29 protein-coding genes are annotated in these 21,836 nt (G+C 70.1%); 15 read left to right on the forward strand and 14 right to left on the reverse strand.

Going from position 1 to position 21,836, the window contains the following annotated elements; translation table 11 throughout:
- Positions 1 to 16 precede the first annotated feature (16 nt).
- Positions 17 to 2,131: a hypothetical protein gene (locus JHB91_RS01735; protein WP_199471028.1), complete on the reverse strand. Its 2,115-nt coding sequence runs from the start codon at positions 2,129 to 2,131 to the stop codon at positions 17 to 19.
- A 119-nt stretch (positions 2,132 to 2,250) separates the two neighbouring features.
- A complete protein-coding gene (gene azu / locus JHB91_RS13870; protein ID WP_233398499.1) occupies positions 2,251 to 2,892 on the reverse strand; it encodes an azurin in 642 nt (213 codons plus the stop codon).
- 183 nt (positions 2,893 to 3,075) lie between these two features.
- Here azu (JHB91_RS13870) and JHB91_RS01745 point away from each other — a divergent pair, with 183 nt between their 5' ends.
- The 3 genes from JHB91_RS01745 to JHB91_RS01755 are packed head-to-tail and all read left to right on the forward strand — an operon-like array spanning position 3,076 to position 5,578.
- Positions 3,076 to 4,053 (forward strand): NAD(P)H-quinone oxidoreductase, encoded by a 978-nt coding sequence (locus JHB91_RS01745; protein ID WP_199471030.1) that lies wholly within the window; start codon positions 3,076 to 3,078, stop codon positions 4,051 to 4,053.
- A gap of 25 nt (positions 4,054 to 4,078) precedes the next feature.
- Positions 4,079 to 4,966 (forward strand): pseudouridine synthase, encoded by an 888-nt coding sequence (locus JHB91_RS01750; RefSeq protein WP_343225038.1) that lies wholly within the window; start codon positions 4,079 to 4,081, stop codon positions 4,964 to 4,966.
- 39 nt (positions 4,967 to 5,005) lie between these two features.
- Complete coding sequence (locus JHB91_RS01755) at positions 5,006 to 5,578, forward strand: DUF488 domain-containing protein (protein WP_199471034.1); 573 nt, start codon at positions 5,006 to 5,008, stop codon at positions 5,576 to 5,578.
- A gap of 22 nt (positions 5,579 to 5,600) precedes the next feature.
- Here JHB91_RS01755 and JHB91_RS01760 read toward each other — a convergent pair whose 3' ends face one another.
- Positions 5,601 to 6,221, reverse strand: a complete 621-nt coding sequence (locus JHB91_RS01760; RefSeq protein WP_199471036.1) for a trimeric intracellular cation channel family protein — start codon at positions 6,219 to 6,221, stop codon at positions 5,601 to 5,603.
- Positions 6,222 to 6,252: 31 nt separating this feature from the next.
- Between JHB91_RS01760 and JHB91_RS01765 the strand changes: the two genes are divergently transcribed.
- Entirely contained in the window at positions 6,253 to 6,900 is a 648-nt protein-coding gene (locus tag JHB91_RS01765) for a DNA-3-methyladenine glycosylase (protein ID WP_233348013.1), read from the forward strand.
- Between the two features lie 108 nt (positions 6,901 to 7,008).
- On the opposite strand, the gene nirK is transcribed toward JHB91_RS01765, so the two are convergent.
- Positions 7,009 to 8,178 carry a copper-containing nitrite reductase gene (gene nirK / locus JHB91_RS01770; RefSeq protein WP_199372878.1) on the reverse strand — a complete coding sequence of 390 codons (1,170 nt, stop codon included), beginning with the start codon at positions 8,176 to 8,178 and terminating at the stop codon, positions 7,009 to 7,011.
- 173 nt (positions 8,179 to 8,351) lie between these two features.
- On the reverse strand, positions 8,352 to 8,807 hold the full coding sequence (azu, locus tag JHB91_RS01775; RefSeq protein WP_199471037.1) for an azurin: 456 nt from the start codon (positions 8,805 to 8,807) through the stop codon (positions 8,352 to 8,354).
- Positions 8,808 to 9,000: 193 nt separating this feature from the next.
- On the opposite strand from azu (JHB91_RS01775), the gene JHB91_RS01780 reads away from it, so the two are divergent.
- Both JHB91_RS01780 and JHB91_RS01785 read left to right on the forward strand, forming a co-directional pair.
- Complete coding sequence (locus JHB91_RS01780) at positions 9,001 to 9,540, forward strand: DUF2058 domain-containing protein (protein ID WP_199471039.1); 540 nt, start codon at positions 9,001 to 9,003, stop codon at positions 9,538 to 9,540.
- Between the two features lie 77 nt (positions 9,541 to 9,617).
- Complete coding sequence (locus JHB91_RS01785; RefSeq protein ID WP_199471041.1) at positions 9,618 to 10,475, forward strand: PA4780 family RIO1-like protein kinase; 858 nt, start codon at positions 9,618 to 9,620, stop codon at positions 10,473 to 10,475.
- Positions 10,476 to 10,496: 21 nt separating this feature from the next.
- Here the strand turns inward: JHB91_RS01785 and JHB91_RS01790 are convergent, their stop codons facing one another.
- Complete coding sequence (locus JHB91_RS01790; RefSeq protein ID WP_233348012.1) at positions 10,497 to 10,796, reverse strand: hypothetical protein; 300 nt, start codon at positions 10,794 to 10,796, stop codon at positions 10,497 to 10,499.
- A gap of 292 nt (positions 10,797 to 11,088) precedes the next feature.
- Here JHB91_RS01790 and JHB91_RS01795 point away from each other — a divergent pair, with 292 nt between their 5' ends.
- Entirely contained in the window at positions 11,089 to 11,991 is a 903-nt protein-coding gene (locus JHB91_RS01795) for a dienelactone hydrolase family protein (protein ID WP_199471044.1), read from the forward strand.
- Entirely contained in the window at positions 11,988 to 12,944 is a 957-nt protein-coding gene (locus tag JHB91_RS01800) for an NAD(P)/FAD-dependent oxidoreductase (RefSeq protein ID WP_199372873.1), read from the forward strand. Before JHB91_RS01795 ends, JHB91_RS01800 begins: the two co-directional genes overlap by 4 nt.
- Before the next feature lie 11 nt (positions 12,945 to 12,955).
- On the opposite strand, the gene JHB91_RS01805 is transcribed toward JHB91_RS01800, so the two are convergent.
- The 6 genes from JHB91_RS01805 to JHB91_RS01830 all read right to left on the reverse strand — a co-directional run bounded on the left by JHB91_RS01805 (position 12,956) and on the right by JHB91_RS01830 (position 15,763).
- Positions 12,956 to 13,123 carry a hypothetical protein gene (locus tag JHB91_RS01805; RefSeq protein WP_199372872.1) on the reverse strand — a complete coding sequence of 56 codons (168 nt, stop codon included), beginning with the start codon at positions 13,121 to 13,123 and terminating at the stop codon, positions 12,956 to 12,958.
- A 51-nt stretch (positions 13,124 to 13,174) separates the two neighbouring features.
- Complete coding sequence (locus JHB91_RS01810) at positions 13,175 to 13,723, reverse strand: redoxin domain-containing protein (RefSeq protein ID WP_199372871.1); 549 nt, start codon at positions 13,721 to 13,723, stop codon at positions 13,175 to 13,177.
- A 58-nt stretch (positions 13,724 to 13,781) separates the two neighbouring features.
- On the reverse strand, positions 13,782 to 14,045 hold the full coding sequence (locus JHB91_RS01815; protein WP_199372870.1) for a hypothetical protein: 264 nt from the start codon (positions 14,043 to 14,045) through the stop codon (positions 13,782 to 13,784).
- A gap of 14 nt (positions 14,046 to 14,059) precedes the next feature.
- Positions 14,060 to 14,365, reverse strand: a complete 306-nt coding sequence (locus JHB91_RS01820; protein WP_199471046.1) for a YkgJ family cysteine cluster protein — start codon at positions 14,363 to 14,365, stop codon at positions 14,060 to 14,062.
- Positions 14,362 to 15,051 (reverse strand): methyltransferase domain-containing protein, encoded by a 690-nt coding sequence (locus JHB91_RS01825; protein WP_199471048.1) that lies wholly within the window; start codon positions 15,049 to 15,051, stop codon positions 14,362 to 14,364. The genes JHB91_RS01820 and JHB91_RS01825 overlap by 4 nt, the downstream gene beginning before the upstream one ends.
- A gap of 157 nt (positions 15,052 to 15,208) precedes the next feature.
- Positions 15,209 to 15,763 carry an NADPH-dependent FMN reductase gene (locus JHB91_RS01830; RefSeq protein WP_199471050.1) on the reverse strand — a complete coding sequence of 185 codons (555 nt, stop codon included), beginning with the start codon at positions 15,761 to 15,763 and terminating at the stop codon, positions 15,209 to 15,211.
- Positions 15,764 to 15,945: 182 nt separating this feature from the next.
- Here JHB91_RS01830 and JHB91_RS01835 point away from each other — a divergent pair, with 182 nt between their 5' ends.
- Together JHB91_RS01835 and JHB91_RS01840 are read left to right on the forward strand one after the other, a co-directional pair.
- Positions 15,946 to 16,695 carry an AzlC family ABC transporter permease gene (locus JHB91_RS01835; RefSeq protein ID WP_199372866.1) on the forward strand — a complete coding sequence of 250 codons (750 nt, stop codon included), beginning with the start codon at positions 15,946 to 15,948 and terminating at the stop codon, positions 16,693 to 16,695.
- Positions 16,695 to 17,003, forward strand: a complete 309-nt coding sequence (locus tag JHB91_RS01840; protein ID WP_199471052.1) for an AzlD domain-containing protein — start codon at positions 16,695 to 16,697, stop codon at positions 17,001 to 17,003. Before JHB91_RS01835 ends, JHB91_RS01840 begins: the two co-directional genes overlap by 1 nt.
- A 45-nt stretch (positions 17,004 to 17,048) precedes the next feature.
- Here JHB91_RS01840 and JHB91_RS01845 read toward each other — a convergent pair whose 3' ends face one another.
- Both JHB91_RS01845 and JHB91_RS01850 read right to left on the reverse strand, forming a co-directional pair.
- A complete protein-coding gene (locus JHB91_RS01845) occupies positions 17,049 to 17,660 on the reverse strand; it encodes a mechanosensitive ion channel family protein (protein WP_199471054.1) in 612 nt (203 codons plus the stop codon).
- Positions 17,661 to 17,787: 127 nt separating this feature from the next.
- Positions 17,788 to 18,759: an SDR family NAD(P)-dependent oxidoreductase gene (locus JHB91_RS01850; protein WP_199471056.1), complete on the reverse strand. Its 972-nt coding sequence runs from the start codon at positions 18,757 to 18,759 to the stop codon at positions 17,788 to 17,790.
- Between the two features lie 154 nt (positions 18,760 to 18,913).
- Here JHB91_RS01850 and JHB91_RS01855 point away from each other — a divergent pair, with 154 nt between their 5' ends.
- The 5 genes from JHB91_RS01855 to JHB91_RS01875 all read left to right on the forward strand — a co-directional run bounded on the left by JHB91_RS01855 (position 18,914) and on the right by JHB91_RS01875 (position 21,776).
- Entirely contained in the window at positions 18,914 to 19,447 is a 534-nt protein-coding gene (locus JHB91_RS01855) for a hypothetical protein (protein WP_199471058.1), read from the forward strand.
- 87 nt (positions 19,448 to 19,534) lie between these two features.
- Entirely contained in the window at positions 19,535 to 19,840 is a 306-nt protein-coding gene (locus tag JHB91_RS01860; RefSeq protein ID WP_199471060.1) for a hypothetical protein, read from the forward strand.
- A gap of 39 nt (positions 19,841 to 19,879) precedes the next feature.
- The gene (locus JHB91_RS01865; protein ID WP_199372860.1) at positions 19,880 to 20,053 is read left to right on the forward strand and encodes a DUF1328 domain-containing protein; all 174 of its coding nucleotides are present in this window, start codon (positions 19,880 to 19,882) and stop codon (positions 20,051 to 20,053) included.
- A 96-nt stretch (positions 20,054 to 20,149) separates the two neighbouring features.
- Positions 20,150 to 20,491, forward strand: coding sequence for a zinc ribbon domain-containing protein YjdM (locus JHB91_RS01870; RefSeq protein ID WP_199471062.1), 342 nt, complete (start codon positions 20,150 to 20,152; stop codon positions 20,489 to 20,491).
- A 7-nt stretch (positions 20,492 to 20,498) separates the two neighbouring features.
- On the forward strand, positions 20,499 to 21,776 hold the full coding sequence (locus tag JHB91_RS01875; protein WP_199471064.1) for a TIGR03862 family flavoprotein: 1,278 nt from the start codon (positions 20,499 to 20,501) through the stop codon (positions 21,774 to 21,776).
- Positions 21,777 to 21,836 lie beyond the last annotated feature (60 nt).

The following is a 21,836-nucleotide window of genomic DNA, read 5'->3' on the forward strand; positions in this document are numbered from 1 at the left end:
AGGGTCTGGCGGGAAGTCAGCCTGCGTCCCGTACCGTCAGGGTGCCGGGTGTGTTCGCGCCGGTATCGAGGGTCAGGCCGAGGAGTTCGAAGCCGAGGCCCGCGGCATGGAAGTCGTTGGCGACGACCTGGAATACCGCGTCGGGCGTGTCGGCCAGCGCCAGCCGCTCGATGAAGTTGGTGCCGCCCATGTCCTGCGATTCCAGCGCTTCCAGCCGCTGGCTGCGGTAGTCGTCGCCCTGCATGAACTCGCGCGCATTGGCGCGCAGCGCCATCAGCTGGCTTTCGGTGAATTCCAGGCGCACGTGCTGGTCGCCATCGAAGCGCGCCTGCTGCACGTCCTGCAGGTTGTCGGCATCGATCCGGTAGCTGTCCTGCAGCGAGCCCGCCGATGACGCGTCGTAGTTCGCGAGCACCAGGCCATAGTTCAGGCTGCCGGGCACGCGCTCGCCGGACGGATCGGTGGACCAGCTCACCTGGGCATGGTGGTCGTCGCCCATCTGCGCGGAATTGGTGAACTCGGCGCTGCCGTCGGCCCAGCGGGTCTCGACCAGGTTGAAGCCGCTGCTGTTGAGTTCGGTGCCCCAGCTGAAGCCGCCGAGCTCCACGCCGATGCGCGCGCTGTGGTCGCCGCTGAGGACCTGCGTGGTGCCCGACTGCGACACGCCCGGCGGCGACCAGCCCGGCACCTGGCCGGTGCTGATGAACGCCTGGTAGGCGGCCTGGCCCTCGGCGGTGCGCAGGTCGATGCGCGCCACCGACATCGAACGGTCCTCGAGGCTCTTGTCGACGCTCACGCCCACCGAGGCCATGCCGCGGTAGCCGAGGCCCGCGAACATGTCGTTCTCGACCGTGTCGATGTCGCCCGCCACCACCTCCACGGTGTGCGCGTCGATGCGCTGCACGCCGAAGCCCTGGCCCTGCAGGTCGCGTGATTCGCCGCTGAGGTGGAACGCCTTGTAGTTGGCCTCGAACTGGCTGCCGGTAAGCGCCTGGCCGCGGATCAACACGCCCGTGCCGACCTCCATCGCCATCGGGTCGAGCGGGTCCGGCGCGGCCGACAGGTCACCGGCGGCGATGCGCGTGCCCTGTTCGGGCGAAACCACGGCTTCGTAGGTGAGTCGCGTGCCGGCGAACTCGCTGTAGCTGCCGGCCACCGGGATCGGCAGGCCCTTCACCACGTTGCGCAGCAGCGGAGAGCCGTTGACCATGTCCTGCGCGCCCTGCGGCAGCGCGCCGAGCTTGCCGGCCCATTCGTACATGCGGTTGAGCGGGGTGCGGCCGAACGCCGCGGTGGCGGCCGACTGCAGCTCCACCGACATCTCGAAGGTCTGCGTCTGCGCGAAGTCCATGCCGGTCTGCACCCCGGACATGTCCACCTCGCCGATGACGCGGATGTCGGCGCTGCCGCGCACCGGCGTGGGCAGGGTGGCCACGCCGGCCACCGGCGTCTCGAAGCGCACCTGCTGGCCTGGGTTGATGGCCCAGGCAAACACGCCGTCGGGCAGGGTGCCGAGGATGTCGTAGCCCGCCTGCACCTGCCCGGCGGTGGGATTGGCCGGAAGCTCCACGCCGAGCACCGCCAGCGCGTCGCTCACCTGTCCGAGGTCGAGCCGCGCCGCATCCTGCGCCACGCCGCCACCCGACGTCAGGTAGGCGGGCAGCACCTGCGGCGAGGTCGTGGCCTCGTCGACGACGCGGCGCAGCTCCTGCACGTAGGGATCGTTGTTGAAACCGCTCAGCGCATCGCGATGCTCCATCGACGCGGTGGCGCCATTGAGCGACGCGAAGTCGGACAGCTGCGGCTGCATGCGGTCGAGCACCGCCTGCGCCTGGGCCGCGCGGCGCTCGTTGAAGCCTTCGACGCGCGCGCTGTAGATGTCGGCGCGATCGGAATCCGGCAGCCCCCGCGGCAGGTCGCTCGAGGTGGGCAGCGGAAGCGAATGGATCGCGTCGACCGCCTGTGCCGGCGTCTCGGCGTTGGCGAACGTCAGTGCCTCGGGCGCTTCCGCGGCCGGGGCGGGCGCTTCGGGTTCGGCCTGGATCTCTTCAAAGCTCGCGCGCACCGCCTGCTGGTCTTCCGGCGGCAGGCTGCGATAGGTCTGCGCGTTGATGCCGTAGATCTCGGACATGGGAGTGCCTTGCAGGTGACCGGTGCGGTCACGTTAGCCACTCCCTCTTGCTGGCGGCACCCGGGCGCGCCCTAGGTCACCGCGACGCCGTCCGTGGCGCCGCGGAGAACGCACGCGCGTCAGCCGACGCTGATCGTGCCCTTCATCATTGCCGCATGCCCCGGGAAGCTGCAGAAGAACACGTATGGCCCACCGCTCTGGAGCTTGGCCACCGGGAACGTGACGGACGTGCTCTGGCCGCCGCCGACCATCTCGGTGGCTGCGATCACCCGCGTGTCGCCGGCCTTGATGTAGTGCGCCCCCGCCCCCGCGGCAATGCCATCCGCGTTCACGCCCTGCATGTCGGACTGGCTGCTGATCACCACGTTGTGGCCCATGGCGGCGATCGGCAGCTTGCCGACGTGATTGAGGGTGATGGTGAATTCGCTGCACGAGGACGGTACGGCGATCGAGCCGACGTTGTACTGCATGGCGTCGTTGCCTTCGATCGTGGTCTTGCAGTTTTCGACCATGGCTGCCGGCTTGCCGCTCGTGTCCGCCGCGGCAGGCGCATCGGATGCAGCCGGCGGCATGTCACTGCCGTAGGTTCCGGCGTCGGTCGCCGCCGGGGGCGTTTCGGCCGGAGCGGGTGCGGGCTCAGTCGATGCGGGCGCGGGTGACGGGCTCGGCGTCGCGGTGGAATCCATGGCCGGTTCGTTGTTGCCGCACGCGGCCAGCGACAGGGCGCAGGCGGCGGCGAGCAGGGCGATCGGAGTCTTCATGTTCATCCTCGTTGGCGTACAGGTGTGCGAATGGTCCCCCCGCGCGTGGACAATGCGTGTGAAGGAACTCGCCGGCCCGGACACGGCAGATCGCCCGGGTCGCCCCGGCGCGTGAAACGGTGGGTTCCGGGCGCGCGCCGGGGGCGGTGTACCTTTGTTGGTCCCCATTTCCGGAGCACGCGGATGTCCGACACGATGACCGCCATTGCCATCCGCGGCGGCTCGGGCCCCGCCGAGGCCCTGCATGCGGTGACGGTGGCGCGCCCGCGGCCACGCGAAGGCGAGTTGCTGCTGCGCGTGCGCGCGGCCGGCGTGAACCGCCCGGACGTGCTGCAGCGCGGCGGGCGCTATCCGCCACCGCCGGGTGCGCCCGACACGCTCGGGCTGGAGGTCGCCGGCGAGGTGGTGGAAGCCGCTGGACGCTGGAAGGTGGGCGACCGCGTCTGCGCCCTGCTGGGTGGCGGCGGCTACGCCGGGTATGCGGTGGTGGACGCGCGCCACGCCCTGCCGATCCCGGCCGGGCTGGATTTCGTGCAGGCCGCGGCGCTGCCGGAAACGGTGTTCACCGTGTACGCGAACGTGTTCGAGCACGGCGCGCTGCAGCCCGGCGAGACGCTGCTGGTGCACGGCGCGACATCCGGCATTGGCGTGGCCGCGATCCAGATGGGGAAGGCCGCAGGCGCGCGCGTCGTCGCCACCGCGCGTGGAGCGGAGAAAGCCGCCGCCGCGCGCAAGCTTGGCGCCGACATCGCGGTGGACACCAGTCGCGAGGAATTCGGCGCGGCGGCGGTGGCCGCGGGCGGCATCGACGTGGCCGTGGACATGGTCGGCGCGCCGTACTTCGCCGCCACCCTCGACGCACTCAACACCGGCGGCCGCATCGTCTATATCGCCGCCCAGGCCGGCAACGAGCTGCACGTGCCGGTGGCCACGCTGATGCGCAAGCGCGCGGTGATCACCGGCTCCATGCTCCGCCCGCGCAGCGCCGACGAGAAGGCGCGGCTGGCGACTGAAGTCGAACGCGTGGTCTGGCCGTGGATCGAGGCCGGGCGCGTGCGCGCGGTGGTGGACCGCACGTTCCCGCTGGAGCAGGCCGCGGAGGCGCATGGCTGGTTGGAAAGCGGCCGGCATACCGGCAAGCTGGTACTGGTGGTGGCGTGATCGTCGTCGACACCCTGTGTCCGGCGTGACGTCCGCATTGTCGGGCGACGTGGCCGCCAGTCGGCTGCAGCTTCCGCCAGGTCCCTGGACGACGGTGCTCGACGCCCTGTGCGACCGGTTTCCCGCGATCAACCGGTCAACCTGGCTGGACCGTTTCGCACGCGGGCGCGTACTGGATGCCGAGGGCCAACCGCTTGCGGCGACCGCGCCGTACCGGACCGGTGCCGAGATCCGCTATTTCCGCGAAGTCGCCGACGAGCCGCGCATCCCGTTCACCGAGACGGTGCTGCATGTCGACGCGCACCTGGTGGTGGCCGACAAGCCGCATTTCCTGCCGGTGGCGCCCACCGGAGCGTACGTGCGCGAAACCCTGCTCGGGCGACTGGTGCAGCGGCTCGGAAACCACGACCTTGTGCCGTTGCACCGCATTGATCGCCTGACCGCCGGGCTGGTTCTGTTTTCGGCCAGCCGCGAGAGCCGCGCGCGCTACCAGGCGCTGTTCCGCGAGCGGCGCATCGACAAGGAGTACCTGGCCGTCGCGCCGCCGCTGCCGGCGCATGAATTTCCGCATGTGCGTTGCAGCCGCCTGGAACGCGGCGAGCCGTTCTTCCGCATGCGCGAGGTCGCCGGCGAGGCCAACAGCGAGACCTGGCTCGACGTGGTTGAACGCGGCGAGCATGCGTGGCGCTACCGCATGCGCCCGGTCAGCGGCCGCAAGCACCAACTGCGCGTGCACATGGCCGCGCTCGGTGTGCCGATCCTCAATGACGCGTTGTATCCGGAGCTGCGGGATGCCACGGCCGACGACCACGCACGGCCCCTGCAGCTGCTCGCACACGCGCTTGCGTTCGATGATCCGCTCGATGGCCGGCGCCGCGAATTCAGGAGCGCGCTGGCGCTCGCCGACCAGTGATTCACGCGCTGACGGCCACGGCCCGCCTACCTTAACGGCATGCCAGGTGACGCACCATCTGACGACGCCGCCACGATCTGGACGATCGGCCATTCGACGCTGGCGTTCGATGACTTCGTGGCGCTGCTTGCGCGTCACCGCATTGGGGCGATCCTCGACGTGCGGCGCTTTCCTGGCTCGCGCCGCTATCCCTGGTTCGCGCGAGAGGCGCTCGCCGCGAACCTGCCGGCGCACGGCATCGAATACGCCTGGTTGCCGCAACTGGGCGGGCGCCGACGGGCGCGTGCGGAATCGCCCAACACCGGCTGGCGGAATGCCTCGTTCCGGGGCTACGCGGACCACCTCGAGAGTATCGAGTTCGCCGAAGGCCTGGCGGCCACGCTGGCGATGGCGTCGCGCCGGCGCAGCGCGCTGATGTGCGCCGAATCGCTGTGGTGGCGCTGCCACCGCGCGCTGGTGGCGGACGTGCTCAAACTGCGCGGCATCCAGGTCCTGCACATCCTCGGCGCCGGCGCACCCACGCCGCATCCGTGGACTTCGCCCGCGCGGGTGGTGGATGGACGCCTGGCGTATCCGCCGGCGCAGGAATCGTTGTTCGGGGAAGGTGGGTGAGGGGGAAGCCCATCGCCGGCCGTCACTCCCCCGGCTTGCGCGCGATCGGCAGCTGCCATCCGCGCCTGATCGCGATGAAGCGCAGTACGAAGCACAGCGCCGCGCCGACCACCATTGCGGGGCCCGGCCGAAAGCCCAGCGCCACGCCCACCACCACGCAGGCTGCGCCGAGCACCGCGGCCACGGCATACAGTTCGCGGTGCAGCACCGCGGGGACTTCGGCCACCAGCACGTCGCGCACGATGCCGCCGCCGATGCCCGACATCATCCCCAGCAGTACCGCGCCCGTGCCGCCAAGCCCGAAGGCGAGCGCCTTGGCCGCGCCGGTGACCGCGAACAGCGCCAGGCCGACGGCATCGAACAGCTGCACCGGGTTGCGCATGCGCTCCACCTGCTCATAGCCGAAGAACACGGTCACGCCCGCCACCGCCGACACCGCCAGATAGCGCCAGTCGGCGAGCGCGATGGGCGGCGTGGCGCCGAGCAGGGTGTCGCGCGCGATGCCGCCTGCGGTCGCGGCGGCAAACGCCAGCACCATCACGCCGAAGAAATCCAGCCGCTTGCGCACGCCCATCGTGGCGCCGCTGATGGCGAATGCAAAGGTGCCAAGCAGGTCCAGCAGTACCACCAGCCACGGCGTCATCGCGCGCCTCCGTTGTCCCCTGGCGCACATCATGCCCCAGCCCGCAGCGTGCGAAGGGCGCGTGGCGATGGCGGCCGGAACGCCATGGCACGATGGCACCCCTGATGCCACGCCAACCGCCCACGACGTGCCCGGCATGACGCGCCTGCCACGGAGCTTCTTCGATCGCGATGTCCTCGACGTGGCGCCGGAGCTGGTGCACAGGGTCCTGCGCGTGGCCGACGGCCGCGCCGGCCGCATCGTCGAGGTCGAGGCCTATCGCGGGCGCGACGATCCGGCGGCGCACTCCTTCCGCGGCCCCACGAAGCGCAACGCCACGATGTTCGGCCCGCCGGGCCACCTGTATGTCTATTTCAGCTACGGCATCCACTGGTGCTGCAACGCGACCTGTGGCAACGGCTCGGGCGTGCTGATGCGCGGACTGCTTCCGCTGGCTGGCATCGAGGCGATGCGTGCGGCGCGGCCACGCGCGTCACGCGATGCCGACCTCGCCAACGGGCCCGGGAAGCTGACCCAGGCGCTGGGCATCGACGGCACGTTCGACGGCGAGGACCTGGTGGCCAGCGCGCGCGTGGGCATCTTCGACGACGGCTTTCGCGGCGAGGCGCCACCCCGGGCCACTGCGCGGATCGGCATCTCCAAGGCCGTGGACCTGCCATGGCGCTGGCTGGCGCGCTGAGTGCATGGTGCGGCGCCGCGCGCAGGTCAGGCATGTCAATCACCGAAACGCGAAGGGCACCGCTGACGCGGTGCCCTTGCGTATTGCGGACTGTGCGGCTGTGACCGATCAGCGGGCTGCCGGCATCGACAGGTCGGTATCCGGACGGATCGGGCCCGTCCTGGCCGGCTGCGTCATCAGGTCGTGATCCCAGCGGTCACCCGCGACCTGCACGTGTCCCGCCGCACCCAGTTCCACCGCCTCGATCAGGTTGTGGTTGAGGTACACGTGCAGCCCCGGCTGCAGGAACGTGTACAGCGCCGCGCCCGCCGAGCCGCCGCGGATGAACCAGGTCTCGAGGTCCTTCATCGGTGCGTTGTCGAACTTGCCTTCCTCCCAGACGTAGTCGCCGTGGCCGCCGATCAGGTGCGGACGCGTGTCGCGGTTGGCCTGCGAGTGCACGAACAGCACCGTTTCACCGACCTTCGACGTCATCGCGTTCTTGCCGGTCAGCGCGCCGACCGCGCCGTTGAACACGATGTGCGAGGGCGTGAGCGTGCGCATGGTGGCGAGCGTATCGGGCAGCGATTCGGCGGGGCTGGCATAGGAGCGGAAGTTGCCGTCGGCGTCGCGCGGGATGTAGAAGTCGGTCTCGCCGACGTAATAGGCGCGGTCGTAGCGCAGCGGCTTGCCGTCGCCGTCCTTCAGGCCGTCGCGCGGCAGCACCATGATCGTGCCGTGCATGCCCTGCACCACGTGCCACGGCGTCATCGAGCCACCCGGGGCGCAGTGGTAGATGAACGTGCCGGAGCGCGTCGCCTTCCAGCGCAGCGTGACTTCCTCGCCCGGGGCGACGACGGTGAAGTCGCCGCCGCCCAGCGCGCCGGTCGCGGCATGGAAATCGATGTTGTGCGGCATGCTGTTGCTGGCCAAGTTGATCAGCTTGAGTTCGACGTAGTCGCCCTCGTGCACCACCATCATCGGGCCGGGGATCGAGCCGCCGAAGGTCATCGCATGCATGCGCGTGCCCTTGTCGTCGATGACGATTTCCTTTTCCTCGATCGGCAGGGTGAACTTCACCAGCCGCGGGGCGCCGGGCGCGACCTGGTCGTGCTCGTGCACGAACGGCGGCCGCACCAGCTGCACCTTGTGCTCGGCGAGCGCCGACAGGTCGGGCGCCTGGTCGACGGTGGACTGCATGAGTTCAAGCGCATCCACGGCGTAGGCCGGCGGGGCGGCGAATGCGCCGCAGGCAAGTGCGATGGCCGCGGAGATCAGCGTGGTCTTCAGGACATTCATTTCCAGCTCCATGGGGGCCTTTCCCCCGTTGCCGAAAATTTTGCATGTGCCGCGACGCGCACGCCTTGACGCCAATCAAGTGTTTGAATGCATATCGTGGAAGGATTCTCGACACGCAAACAAACATGCCGGCGCGAGGCCGGCATGTCCGATGTGGAGCGAAGCGCGTGCGGTCAGGGCTTGACCACCAGCTTGCCGCGCATCAGCGCCGAGTGGCCCGGGAACGAGCAGAAGAACGCGTAGTCGCTGCCGGCCTTGAGCGCGCGGCCCGGGAAGGTGATCTTGGTGCTCTCGCCGCCGCCCAGCATCTTGGTGGCGGCGATGATGCGCTTGTCGCCGGCGGGCACGTAGCCGTTCGCGGCCCCTGCCTTCACCGCGGCCTGCGCCACCGGCGTGGCGTCGGCTTCGGTGGTGATCACCACGTTGTGGCCCATCGCCGTCTTCGGCAGCTTGCCGCTGTGCTTGAGTTCGACGGTCACCGTCGCGCAACTGGCCGATACTTCGATGCTCTTCTGGTCATACTGCATGCGGTCGTTGCTGTCGAGCACGATGCTGCAGTTGGCGGCGCTGGCCAGCCCGCCCGCGGACAGGAGTGCGAGGCCGACAAGGACGGGGATGGACTTCTTCATGACGATCTCCAGTGACGTGGTTTTTCGTGATGCGTGCAGTGTGCCCGGCACGCGCCGGTGCCTCCTTGACCTGCGTCATCCGGCGCCACGAAAAACGGTCGGGTCCACTTCCGGCTCATTCGCGGGTGGCGTGGCGGAGCGCCACCGCCGCGGGCCGCGTATCATCGTGGCGGCATCATGCAAGGGCACCGACATGCGCAATCCACTGCAGGAACAGCTGCTCAAGGCCGGACTGGCGAAGAAGTCCAGGGTCGACCAGGTGGCGCGCGAACAGACTCGCCAGCGACACGCGAAATCCCCGCCTCCCGTGGATGAGGCCAAGGCCGCGCTGGAACGCGCACGGTTGGAGAAGATCGAGCGCGACCGCGCGCTGTCCGCCGAACGCAACGAGCAGGCGAGGGCGCAGGAGCTGCGCGCGCAGGTGCGGCAGATCGTGGAGCAGAACCGGCTGGCCGTGGACGGCACGATGGACTACCGGTTTACCCATGCTGGCGTGATCCGCAGCCTGCTGGTGACCGATGCCGTGCGTCGCCAGCTCGCGTCCGGCAGCCTGGTGGTCGCCTGCCACGACGCCGGCTACGCCATCATCCCGCGCGCCGCCGCGGAGAAGGTCGAAGCCCGTGATCCCGCGATGATCGCGCTGGACCATGCGCGCAGCGCGCCGCCGCAATCCGATGCCGCCGACGATGACTGGTACGGCCGCTTCAAGGTGCCCGACGACCTGGTCTGGTAGGCGTTCATGGCCGGCGACCGGGTAATGCGAGAATGGCCGGCTTCGGCGCCATCCCGCGCCACGTCCCCAGGAACTGAATGAGAACCCCAGCCCCGCTGCAGGCGCTGATAGACGACGGCGTCATCGACGAGGTCGTGCGCCCCCTCAAGAGCGGCAAGGAGGCAGCGGTGTACGTGGTGCGCGCCGGCGGCGAACTGCGCTGCGCGAAGGTCTACAAGGACATGGCGCAGCGCAGCTTCCAGCAGCGCGTGCAGTACCAGGAAGGACGCAAGGTGCGCGGCAGCCGCGAGGCGCGCGCGATCGGCAAGGCTTCCCGCTACGGCCGCCGGCAGCAGGAAGAGGCGTGGAAGAACACCGAGGTCGATGCGCTGTACCAGCTGCGCGACGCGGGCGTGCGTGTGCCCGAGCCGCACGGCTTCCACCATGGCGTGCTGGTGATGGAAATGGTCACCGACGCCGACGGGTTCGTCGCGTCACGGCTGGGCGAGGTCGAACTCACCGCCGAACAGGCGCGCGCGTATCACGCGGTGCTCGTGCGCCAGGTGGTGCTGATGCTGTGCTGCGGGCTGATCCACGGCGACCTGTCGCCGTACAACGTGCTGGTCGGCCCGGACGGCCCGGTGGTCATCGACTTCCCGCAGGTGGTCAGCGCGGGCGGCAACAATGCCGCGCGCAGCATGCTGCTGCGCGACGTCAACAACCTCACCGCGGGCCTGGGCCAATGGGCGCCCGAGCTGCTGGATACCTGGTACGGCGAGGAGATGTGGGCGCTGTTCGAGGCCGGCGAGTTGCAGCCGGACTCCGTGCTCACCGGCACCTTCGTGCACGATGAGCGCGTTGCCGACCTGGACAGCGTGCGCGAGGCGATCAACGACGCGCGCGAGGAAGCCCTGATCCGCCAGCAGGGTCGCGAGGCGGCCGCCGAAGTCGACTGACCCGGCGCGGGCGCCTGGCCGTCAGCCGGCCGATTTCTTGGTGGCGGAAGGCGCGGCCGCGGCCGCGGCGCGCTTCGGCGTGCTCTTGGCGGCGCTCTTGGCAGTAGTGCTCTTGGAGCGGAACGCCGGGCCCTGGGCCTGCGTGCGGAGCGGGGTGGTGCCGAGGACCTCGATGCGGCCCCCGTGGGTCTTGAAGGCCGCGATATCGGCCGCGATGGTGTCGCTGCTGAGGCTGGCGTTCTGTGCACCGCGGGAGCTGGCGGCGAACACGCGTGAAGGGGTCGTTGGCTTGACTGCGGTCGGGGTGGGCTTGCTGGACATGCGTCTCCTCGTGCTGGTGGGTCCGCGTGGTGCAGACGTGCGGCCACGCCCCGTGAGGAGTGGCGGCGGCGGAAGGAGCGGCATTATACGATAACTGGCAGGAAACCGCCAGTTACGCCGCCGAAGTTCGGCCAACGTGCAGTGTTTGAACGTGGCTTGCTGGTAATTCGCGGGGTGCGGGGTGCCTGTCGCCGTTGCGTCGGCCACTTTGCGGGACCGCTCCCAGCGCAGACATCTGTTTGCGCGCGCGCTTGCTAGCATGCGGTGGCCATCGCCAACACCGGAGACCGCCATGTCCGCTCCGCGCAAGACCGCAGCCGACTTCCATCCCGCCGTGCTCGGGCTGTTCGGCCGCTACGTGCATGGCGACATCGACCGCCGCGCGTTCCTGGCTGGTGCCGCGCGCTTCACTGCGGGCGCCACCACGGCGGCTGGCCTGCTCGCGGCGCTGGCGCCGCAGTTCGCCCTGGCGCAGCAGGTCAAGCCCGACGACGCCCGGCTCGCCGCGCGCCTTCTCGAGTTCGATTCACCGCAGGGCTATGGCCGCGCCTGCGGCTATCTGGTGCGCCCGGCGGGTGCCGCAGGACCGCTGCCCGCCGTGTTGGTGGTGCACGAGAACCGCGGGCTCAACCCGCACATCGAGGACGTCGCCCGGCGCCTGGCGCTGGCGGGGTATATCGCGTTCGCGCCGGACGCGCTGTTTCCGCTTGGCGGCTATCCAGGCGACGAGGACGCCGCCCGCGCGCTGTTCCAGGGCCTTGACCAGGCGAAGACGCGCCAGGACTTCATTGCCGCGGCGAAGCTTCTCGATGGCATCGAGGGTGGCAACGGCCGGATCGGCGTGGTCGGCTTCTGTTACGGCGGCGGCATGGCCAACTACCTGGCGACGCAGCTGCCGGAGCTCGCCGCCGCCGTGCCGTTCTATGGCAGTGCGCCGGCGCTGGAAGACGTTCCGAAGATCCGCGCCGAGTTGCTGGTCGTGCTTGCCTCCGAGGACGAGCGGATCAACGCCGCGTGGCCGGCATACGAGCAAGCGCTGAAGGCGGCCAACGTGCGCCATGCGCTCTACCAGCCCCCCAGCACCCAGCACGGCTTCAACAACGACACCACGCCCCGCTACGATGAAGCAGCTGCCAGAGAGGCGTGGGCGCGGATGCTGGCCTTGTTCCAGCGCACGCTGCGGCAGGCCGCTTGAGTCGCCCGGACTCGCAGGTGGAGGCGCCGTGGGATTGCATCGTCGTGGGGGCGGGGCCGTCGGGATGGTCGGCTGCGCTGTACTTGGCGCGCTTCCGGCGCCGCGTGCTAGTGGTGCATGACGGACGCTCGCGCGCCGCGCGCATTCCGCGGACCCACAATGCACCGGGATTTCCCGACGGCGTAGCCGGTCCCGAACTGCTGCAGCGCATGCAGGCGCATGCCGAACGCTACGGCGCCGAGGTCCTCGAGGCCGAGGTCGTGGCGGCCGGGCACCAGGGCGAAGGCCGGGGGCAGGGATTCACGCTGGCACTGAAGGACGGCCGGTCCCTTCACGCACGCACGCTGGTGCTCGCGACCGGGCTGCGCCTGGAGCAGATCCCGCTGCCGGATGATGTCCACGAGGCCGCGATCGCGGCCGGGGTGCTGCGCTATTGCCCGGTCTGCGACGGCTACGAGCACATCGGCCACCGCGTGGCGGTGATCGGCTGCGACGGGCAGGGCGCGGCGGAAGCGCTGTTCCTGCGCACGTTCAGCGACGACATCACCCTGCTGCCGCGCAGGTACGACGAACTCACCGATGACGAGCGCACGCAGCTCGCCGCCGCCGGGATCACCATCGTGGACCGGCCCGTGGTGCGGTATGACCCCTCACCGGGCCGCTTCGACATCCATGTCGAAGGCGTCGAATCGCCCCTGGCGTTCGACGTGGTCTACCCGGCGCTGGGTTGCCGCCAGCGTACCGAGCTTGCGGTGATGCTGGGGCTGGAGGTCGACGAGAACGGCAGCACCGACGTGCGTTCACCGTTCGGGACGCAGGTCCCGGGGCTCTACTGCGTGGGCGACATCGTCGATGGCCTCGACCAGATCAGCGTGGCCATGGGCCACGGTGCGATCGCGGCTACCCGCGCCCACAACTGGCTGCGCGAGCGGGATGGCAGCAGCCTCGACTGACCGCGATCGCCTCAGGTGGACTCGGGCGGTGCGTCTTCCGCAGACTGCTCCGGGGCGTCCGGCGCCTGCGGCTTGGCCGCCTCGCGCGCGGCGCGCTTGCGGGCGTCCTTCTCGTCCTGGGCTTTCTTCTTCGCCAGCTCGCGCTGGCGCTTTTCGAACGAATAGTTTGGCTTGGCCAAGGGATTTCCTTTTGCTGGGATTCCCGACAGTGTAAGCCCTGGCGCGTGCGGCTACCTGCCGTCGAGCGCGGCCACCGCCGCCAGCGTCTCCGCGACGTGCCGGTTCGGGTTGGAGTCCGAGTAGGCGTGGACGATCTCGCCGGACTTTGAGATCACGTAGGACGTGCGGCTGGACATGTCCGGCCTGCTATCCATCACGGCGTCGTACTTCGCGGCGATCACCGCGCCCTGGTCGGCGGCAACCGGGAACTTGCCGGCGCAGGTTTCCGTGTCCGCCGAGAAACCCGCCAGCTGCTCGATATTGCCGGCCGTGACGCCGATCACCGTGGCGTGGTGCGCCGCGAAACGATCGATCGCCTTCGAGAACAGGCTTGCCTCCAGGTTGCAGCCGGGTGTGCGCGCGGCCGGGAAGAAGTACACGACCACCGGGCCCTTGCGCAGCGCATCGGCCAGCTTGAAGGTGAACGGCTCGCCGGCCATGAACGCCGGCGCGGTGAAGTCGGGGGCCGGATCACCGGCCTTGAGCGCGGCCATCGACGGTGCGGCCAGCAGGACGGTGGCCGCGAGTGCGAAGGCAGCCAGCCTGGACAATGCGTTCATCGCGCTGCTCCTGGAGATGTGGGGACCTGCGTTATACACCGCGCGCCGGCGGCACGGTTCAGGCCTTGCCTCGGCGCGGGGGCTTCACGGCGGGCGGGTCGGCCACGACGGCGGCCGGGGCGGCATCGCCGCCGATGCGCGTGAGCAGGCGGGTCGTGCCAAGCACTTCGATGTGCCCGCCGGTTGCGTGGAATTCGGCCATGTCGGACGCGATGCGCTCGCGCGTCATGCTGGCACCGCGATCGCCCGCCTTTGGCGTCTTGCCGACGGCGAAGATGCGGCTGGTGGCCGAGCTGGAAGAAGGTGGTGGCTTGCTGGACATGCGTGGCTCCGGTTTCAGTACATGACCAGGGGAATGCCCTGCGCCCTGCTGGCACTGTAATCCTCGCGGATCGCGCTGCAGTACGGGGCGCCCATGACGAAGCGACGGCATACCTCCGGTCGCGTTTCGTAGATCGAGCAATGCATGTGCGCGGGATCGACGGCCACGCACCAGCCTTCCTCGTCGCGGGCCATGACGTGCAGGCCGGCGCTGGTGGTGGTGGTGAGGTAGCCCGGTATGCGGTCTTCCGGCTGCAGCACGACGGTCAGGCGGCAGCAGACCGCGTCGCAGTGGGCACAGTCGTCGTCGCGCGCGCTCATGCGGCGCGCCGCGACGCAAGGGTGCGCCGGAAATGCAGCAGGCGGCAGCCTGGCGTGTCGTCCCCATCCCCGGTGGCTGCAGGTTCGTCGCCGGCCGTGGGCAGGAATCCGAGCGCGCCGAGCGCGCGGGTAAACGCGGCACCGTGGCCGCGGCCGGCATCGCTGACGATCACTTCGGCCTCGGGGAGCGTGTGCCGCGCGACCACTTCGGACAGCAGCGTGGCGTGGCCGCGCTCGTAGAGCACGTCACTGGCGATGATCAGGTCGAACATGCCAAGCGACGGCAGCGGCTCATCCCAGCGCATGTGACGGTAGTGCACGGCGGGCAGGGCGTTCAGCGCGGCGTTGTAGGCCAGGAACGCATCGGCCAGCGGGTGGATGTCGGAGGCGACCACATCGGCACCGCGACGTTGCAGCACCAGGCTCGCCAGGCCTATGCCGCAGCCGAGCTCGAGGATGCGACGGCCGGCGATGTCGACATGCTGCATGGCGCCTGCCAGCAGGCGGCCGGCCGGCCAGAGGTGGCCGAACAGGCTCCATTGCGCGGAGGAAATGCCGAGCGCGTCGGCATGGCCGTCGGGATCGGCGTATTGCTGGAGGTCGCTGAGCACGCGGAGCTGGAATGCCACGCCATCGACGTGGGTCACGAGATTGCGTGTGAGGTATCCGGGCACGGGCGCATCCATGGGGCGTCGCTCCGGGAGCGGAGCGGTGACGCGTGAGGGAGCGAGGCGGGCGACCGGGAGTCGCGCGGGACGCGCGTGCGGCGCAGGTTGGCCGATGCCGGCATCTTAGCAGGCGGCAGGCACGGGGCCCTGAACGGCCCGTGCCTGCCGCTGCGGTTCAGCGCTTGGCGAGTCGCGTGACCAGGTCGACGAAACCGTCCACGTAGGCCTGCAGGAAGGCGCGCGTGCCCGGATCGGTGAAGTCGCCGTCGGCGCCGATGAGGTCGGGCTTGAACTGGATGTAGGCCTCGCCGCCCTGGACCACGGCGCCGAGGATGCCGAGGATCTGGCGCAGGTGCTGCTGGCCGACCGCGGTGCCGATCGCGCCCGGCGTGGTGCCGGTGATCGAGGTGGCCTTGCCGCGCCAGATGTTGGCGTCCATCGGCTTGGAGCCCCAGTCGATCGCGTTCTTCAGCACCGCCGGGAGCGAACGGTTGTGTTCCGGCATGACGACGGCGACGGCATCGGCGGCGGCGACTTCGTCGGTGAAGCGCGTCACCGACGCGGGGCGCCCGCCTTCGAGGTCCATGTTGTACATGGGCAGGTCGTCGATGCGCGGATAGCTGACTTCGAAGTTGGCGGGCAGCAGCCGCGCCATGGCTTCGGCGAGCTTGCGGTTGATGGATTCGCGACGGTTGCTGCCGACGATGATGGCGAGGCGGTAGGTGCTCAAGGGACGTCCTGCTATTGGCTGGGGAGGAAGGAACTGGTGCGAGAGTAGCGATGCTTCAAGCAACGGGAAGGCGCTGCCGCCGTTTTCGCGCGGAACGATGCATCCCGACGCCATCGCACGAACGAAGCGTCCCATCGCCATGCCCGGAGCGGCACGCTGGCGGCCCATGGCAAGATGCGCGCATGCGCCTCATCCATTCGCCGGCGGTCCGCATCGGCCTCTCGATCGCCTTCGCCACCGGCTTGTACGGCCTGTCGTTCGGAGCGCTCGGCGTCGCCGCGGGTCTCGACCCGTGGCAGGTCGTCGCGTTGAGCACGCTGATGTTCACCGGCGGCTCGCAGTTCGCGTTCATCGGTGTGCTGGCTGGCGGCGGCAGCGGCTCGGCGGCGTTCGGTGCGGCCACCCTGCTCGGTGTCCGCAACGCGGTCTATGGCATGCAGATCAACCGCATGCTGCGTCCGCGCGGCTGGCGGCGCTGGCTTGCGGCGCAGGTCACCATCGACGAATCGGCGGCAACGGCCGCGGGTCAGGTCGAGCCGGACGAGCAGCGCCGCGGATTCTGGACCGCAGGCCTCGGCGTGTACGTGCTGTGGACGCTGTTCACCGTCGCAGGTGCGCTGCTTGGCGATGCGCTTGGCGATCCGCGCCGCTGGGGACTGGATGGCGCGGCCGTGGCCGCGTTCCTCGCGCTGCTTTGGCCGCGGCTGTCGGCGCGCGAACCGGTTGCACTCGCCGTGGTCTGCGCGCTGGCCACGGTGCTGGCGGTGCCCGTGGCCCCGCCGGGTGTGCCGATCCTGGTCGCTGCGCTGGTCGCCGCGCTCTGGGGCTGGTTCAGCCGTGGGCCGGCTGACGAGGGCCTCGAGCCCGATGTCGATCCCGCCGCGCATGCCGACGGCGCGCCACGGGGCATGTCGACGGGGGAGTCGCGCTGATGTCGATGTGGGCGTGGATCCTGCTGGCGAGCCTGGCCGCCTACGCGATCAAGCTTTCGGGCTACCTGGTGCCGGCGCGCTGGTTGGAAGCGCCGCGCATGCGGCGCGTCGCCGGCACCCTGACGATCGGCCTGCTGGCGTCGCTGACCGCGATGAACGCTTTCGCCAGCGGCCAGGCGCTGGCCTTCGATGCGCGCCTGGCCGCGCTGGCCGCGGCCGGCCTGGCGCTGCTGCTGCGCATGCCGTTCCTGGTGGTGGTGCTGGTGGGCGCCGCCGCGCCGGCCCTGCTGCGCGCCTGGCTGCAGTAGCCCGCACGCCGGTCCCGGTGCAGGCACGCCGGCTCCGGACCGGTGTCAGTCGTCGAGTTCGCGCTCGCGGCGGGGCCGTCGCATCGACCACTTCAGGCGTTCGTCTTCGCTGCGCCAGCGGCGCACCGTGCGCTGGAAGAACAAGCTGTTGGGGACGCGCAGCACGCTGCCCTGCGGCTCGCCGTCATCTCCGGTTTCCAGCAGGGTGGTGTAGACCAGGTTGATGTCGGTGACGCGGCCGCCGAGACCGGGCTTGTCGCCGCCTTCCAGCACTTCGATGTGGTCGTGCAGGCGGAACGGCCGGGTGGCCAGGATCAGCATCGCGCAGAAGATGTTCGAGAGCACGCTCCACGCTGCGAAGAACGCCACCGCGGCGACCGCGGCGAAGCCCGTGAACGCGGTCCACAGCACCATGCCGGACACGCCGAAGCGCTCCAGGATCAACAGGAACGCGGCCGAGGAGATCAGGAACGTGATCACGCGCCGCGCACCGATGGCGAGCTCGGCCGGCGCGTTGTAGCGGGCGCAGATGCGCTCGGTCACGCGTCGCGCGAGCATTCGCAGCAGCGCGGCGACGAGCACGATCAGCACCACCTGGCCGATCGGCACGATCAGTCCCAGCCAGTCCTGCATCCAGGGAGGAAAGCGTTCCTTCATGCGGATCCCGTCCCGGCACCGCGCCGGATCCGCGGGAAGTGTGTCAGATCGCGGTGTTCGAAGCGCTCGCACGCCAACGCGTGCGCCGAGCCGCGGCGGCGCGCGCGCGCGGGATTCCTATGCGTCTTCATGACTTGCGGGTGAGCGCTGTCGAGACGTCCCACAGCCGCCGCGCCATGGCCGCGTCGCGCTGGTGCGCGCCCTGTGCTGCCGCGCGGAAATCACGGAGGTAAGCGCCGCTGACACCGGTCATCGCCGGATGCACGGCCGCATAGCACGGCGTGGCCGCGCCCACCTGCGCGGTGCGCGCGTCGTCGCGGTAGGCATTGCCGACATCGCGCAGGATGTTGGTGCGGGTATGTCCCGGCGTGACGCAGTTGGCGGTGGCGGACGTGCCGCGCAGGCGGCGCGCGAGTTCCAGCGAGAACAGGCCGTTGGCGAGCTTGGAGTGGCTGTAGCGCGCATCCCAGCCCGCCCCGGACAGATCGTCGAACTGGATGCCGCCCGCTGGTGCACGCTCATGGTCGCCGCTGCCGAGCACCACCACGCGCCCTTGCGGCGCCGCGCGCACCTGCGCAAGCAGTTCATTGACTAGCAGGAAGTGGCCGAGATGGTTGACCACGAACTGCTTCTCGAGTCCGCGCACCTGCTCGAGCCGATCCAGCACGATCCCGGCATTGCAGACCAGTGCGTCCAGCCGCGGTGCCAGCGCCCGGACCTGCGCGGCGCAGGCGCGTACCGAATCGAAATCCGCCAGGTCGAGGACCACCGGAGTGATGCGTCCACGCATGCCCTGGCGCGCGGCATCACCCTTGTCGCGCGAGCGTGCGGTGGCGATGACATGCGCGCCGCGCAGGGCGAGCACGCGCATGGTCTCCATGCCGATGCCGGACGTCGCGCCGGTGACGAGCACGGTCCTGCCTGCGAGGTCGAGCCCACGGGTGGCCGCTTCGGCCGTGGTGGAGGTGCCGAAGCCGGCGGGTGGTTCAGGCACGACGTCCGCAGCGGTGGCGATCGCACGGGCGGGACTCAACGCCGTTGCCAGCAGGGCAAAGCCGACGGCCTGCACGACGTGGCGGCGCGAAAGATCGATTCGCATCGAGGAACATTCCGATGGCAGGCGGGCCGTGGATGGTCCAGCCCTCGCCAACCATGCGCAAGCGGCGGTTGCGGGGACGCGGCGGCACACCGTCCGTCACGGCTTCGCAATGCCTGTTCGGGCAGGCTGCCGCCAGCTTCAGGGAGGACACGACATGCCCGGAGAGACCATGCTGACCGGCGAGGTTTCCAACAGCAAAGTGGTCGCCGTGTTCGCCAGTGCGACCGCCGCCCGCGAGGCTGCGGCGAGCGTGCAGGCCACGCTTGGCCTGCAGCCGACCCAGGTGGATCTGCTGCTGCCCGGCGAAGCCCACCCGCGGCGCAAGCTCGAGCCGGAAAGCCAGGGAATCTGGAAGACCATCGTGCGTGCGCACATCCGCCTGGGCATCGTCGGCGCGGTGCTCGGCGTGGTGGCGTTCGCCGTGCTGTATTTCGCCGGCCTGCAGTTCGTCGTGCGCTCGCCGGTCGCCTCGGTGCTGGTGCTGCTGTTCTTCGGCACGACGGCGGGGTTGATGCTGGGCGGTCTGGTGGCGCTGCGGCCCGACCACGACCGCTTCGTGCAGCATGCGGTCACCGCGCTGGACGAGGGGCGTTCGTCGGTCGTGGTGCATGCCTTCTCGTCCGAGCAGCGCGCGCAGGCGGCGCAGGCGCTCGAGGCGCTCGGCGGCGAGACGACATCCACGCTGTAACCCGGTTGACGGAATTTCGTGCTACCCCTTCCCCGCGGCCGGGTTCCGTGGCGTAATCGGGCGCTCGCAGAGCGCGAAGGGGACGGCATGAGGTCGGAAGCGATCAGCCAGGAGTTCGGCATCACCGAGGAGCGGGCAAGGGAAATCATCGGGAGCGAGACGCGGAGGGCTCTGCTGCGGCGCTGGCAGGCCTGGGTGTGGTTGCTGGTGATGCTCGGCGCGGCCGCCGCGCTGTACGTGTGGCAGCCGGGCAATGCGCCGGGCGCCGTGGTCATCGGTGGCGGCGCGCTGCTGGTGTGGTACCAGATCGGCCGCTATTTCGCGGACCCGGCGGTACGCGTGGCGGCCCGCGCCACGTCCCCGATTCACGACGGGCGCACGCCACATGCGTGAACCTGCGTGTGCCGCATCCGCGGCGTGCAGGGAGTCGACATGATCAAGTGGGCCATCATCCTGGCCGTCATCGGCCTGATCGCCGGCGCGCTGGGATTCAGCGGTGTTGCCGGCGCCGCGATGGGCATCGCCAAGTTCCTGTTCTGGGCCGCGATCATCATTGCCGTGGTGCTGCTGGTCCTCGGCCTGACCGTGTTCAAAGCGGTCACCTGAGCACCGCCCGCGCAGGCGAGCCTATGGCGTGCCAGGGCAGGGCACGGTGGGGCGGGCGGCTACAATGGGCGGCCCCGACGCATCATGGAGCGCCCCATGCCCGCCATCCCAGCCTGCCCGCAATGCGGCCTCGAGAACACCTATGCCGATGGCGCGCTGTGGACCTGCCCCGACTGCGGCCATGAGTGGGCCGCCGGCGACGCCGACGGCGGCGTGACCGCGCTGGTGGTGCGCGACAGCAACGGCAACGTGCTCGTTGCCGGCGACACGGTGGTGGTGATCAAGGACCTGAAGGTGAAAGGGTCGTCGATCCCGCTCAAGCAGGGTTCGGTGATCCGCAACATCCGCCTGGTCGAGGACGACGCGGAACATATCGAGGGCCACTCGGACAAGATCCGCGATCTGGTGCTCAAGACCTGTTTCCTGCGCAAGGCCTGACGGCGGCATGTGTCCGCAACCGGCAGCCGCGGACACGCCGGCAATCCGCCGCGTGGCCGTGGTGGGAGGCGGTCCCGCCGGACTGATGGCGGCGGAAGTGCTGCGCGCGGCGGGCGTGGACGTGGACGTGTTCGAGGCCAAGGGCTCGGTTGGCCGCAAGTTTTTGATCGCAGGCAAGGGCGGCCTGAACCTCACCCACTCCGATCCCCCCGCGGTGTTCGCCGGCCGCTATGGCGCGCGCGCCAATGACGTCGCGCGCTGGCTTGCGGCGTTTGACGCCGACGCGCTGCGCGAGTGGGCGCGCGGCCTCGGCGTGGAGACCTTCGTCGGATCGTCCGGACGCGTGTTCCCGTCCGACCTCAAGGCCGCGCCGCTGCTGCGCGGCTGGGTGCGACGGCTGCGGACCCAGGGCGTGGCATTCCATGTCCACCACCGCTGGTGCGGCTGGGATGCAGATGGCGCGCTGCGCTTCGAAACGCCGGATGGCGCGCGTGTGTTCGGCGCGGACGCCGCGGTGCTGGCCCTTGGCGGCGGCAGCTGGCCGCAACTCGGCTCCGACGGCGCCTGGCAGGACGTGCTGCGCGCGGCCGGCGTGGCGCTGGCGCCGCTGCAGCCCTCCAACTGCGGCTTCGACATTGCCTGGTCCGCGCATTTCAGCGACCGCCACGCCGGAGCGCCGCTGAAGCCGCTGGTCCTGCATTGGCTGGACCTGGACGGCACGCCGCGTGCGCTGCAGGGCGAAGCCGTGGTCTCGGCCCACGGCATCGAGGGCAGCGTGGTGTATGCCGCTTCGGCCACGCTGCGCGACCTGATCGCGCGCGATGGCCGCGCAGCCGTCCACCTCGACCTGACGCCCGACCGCGACGAAGCACGGCTTCTGCAGGAACTGTCGCGCCCGCGCGGCAAGCGCAGCATCGGCGAACACCTGCGCCGCACGGTCGGCATCACCGGCGCCAAGGCCGGGCTGCTGCGCGAAGTGCTGGGCGCCGACGCCATGCACGACGCTGTCGTGCTGGCCGCGGCGATCAAGCGCCTGCCGCTCGTGTTGCGCTCGGCGCGCCCGCTGGAGGAAGCGATCAGCAGTGCCGGCGGCGTGCGCCTGGAGGCGGTGGATGCGGCATTGATGCTGGATGCGCGCCCGGGCACGTTTGTCGCCGGCGAGATGCTCGACTGGGAGGCGCCGACCGGCGGCTACCTGCTGACAGCGTGTTTCGCGAGCGGGCTGCTCGCCGCACAGGGTGCGCTGCATTGGCTGGGGATGGGCGCCGCGGAGCCTGCTTCCTGATCACGCGACGGGGCCGGGCTTCATGGCATGGTGCCGGCGACGTCCGAGGCGCGCGCCGGT

This window comes from Luteimonas sp. MC1828, from assembly GCF_016461615.1.
GTDB lineage: Bacteria > Pseudomonadota > Gammaproteobacteria > Xanthomonadales > Xanthomonadaceae > Luteimonas.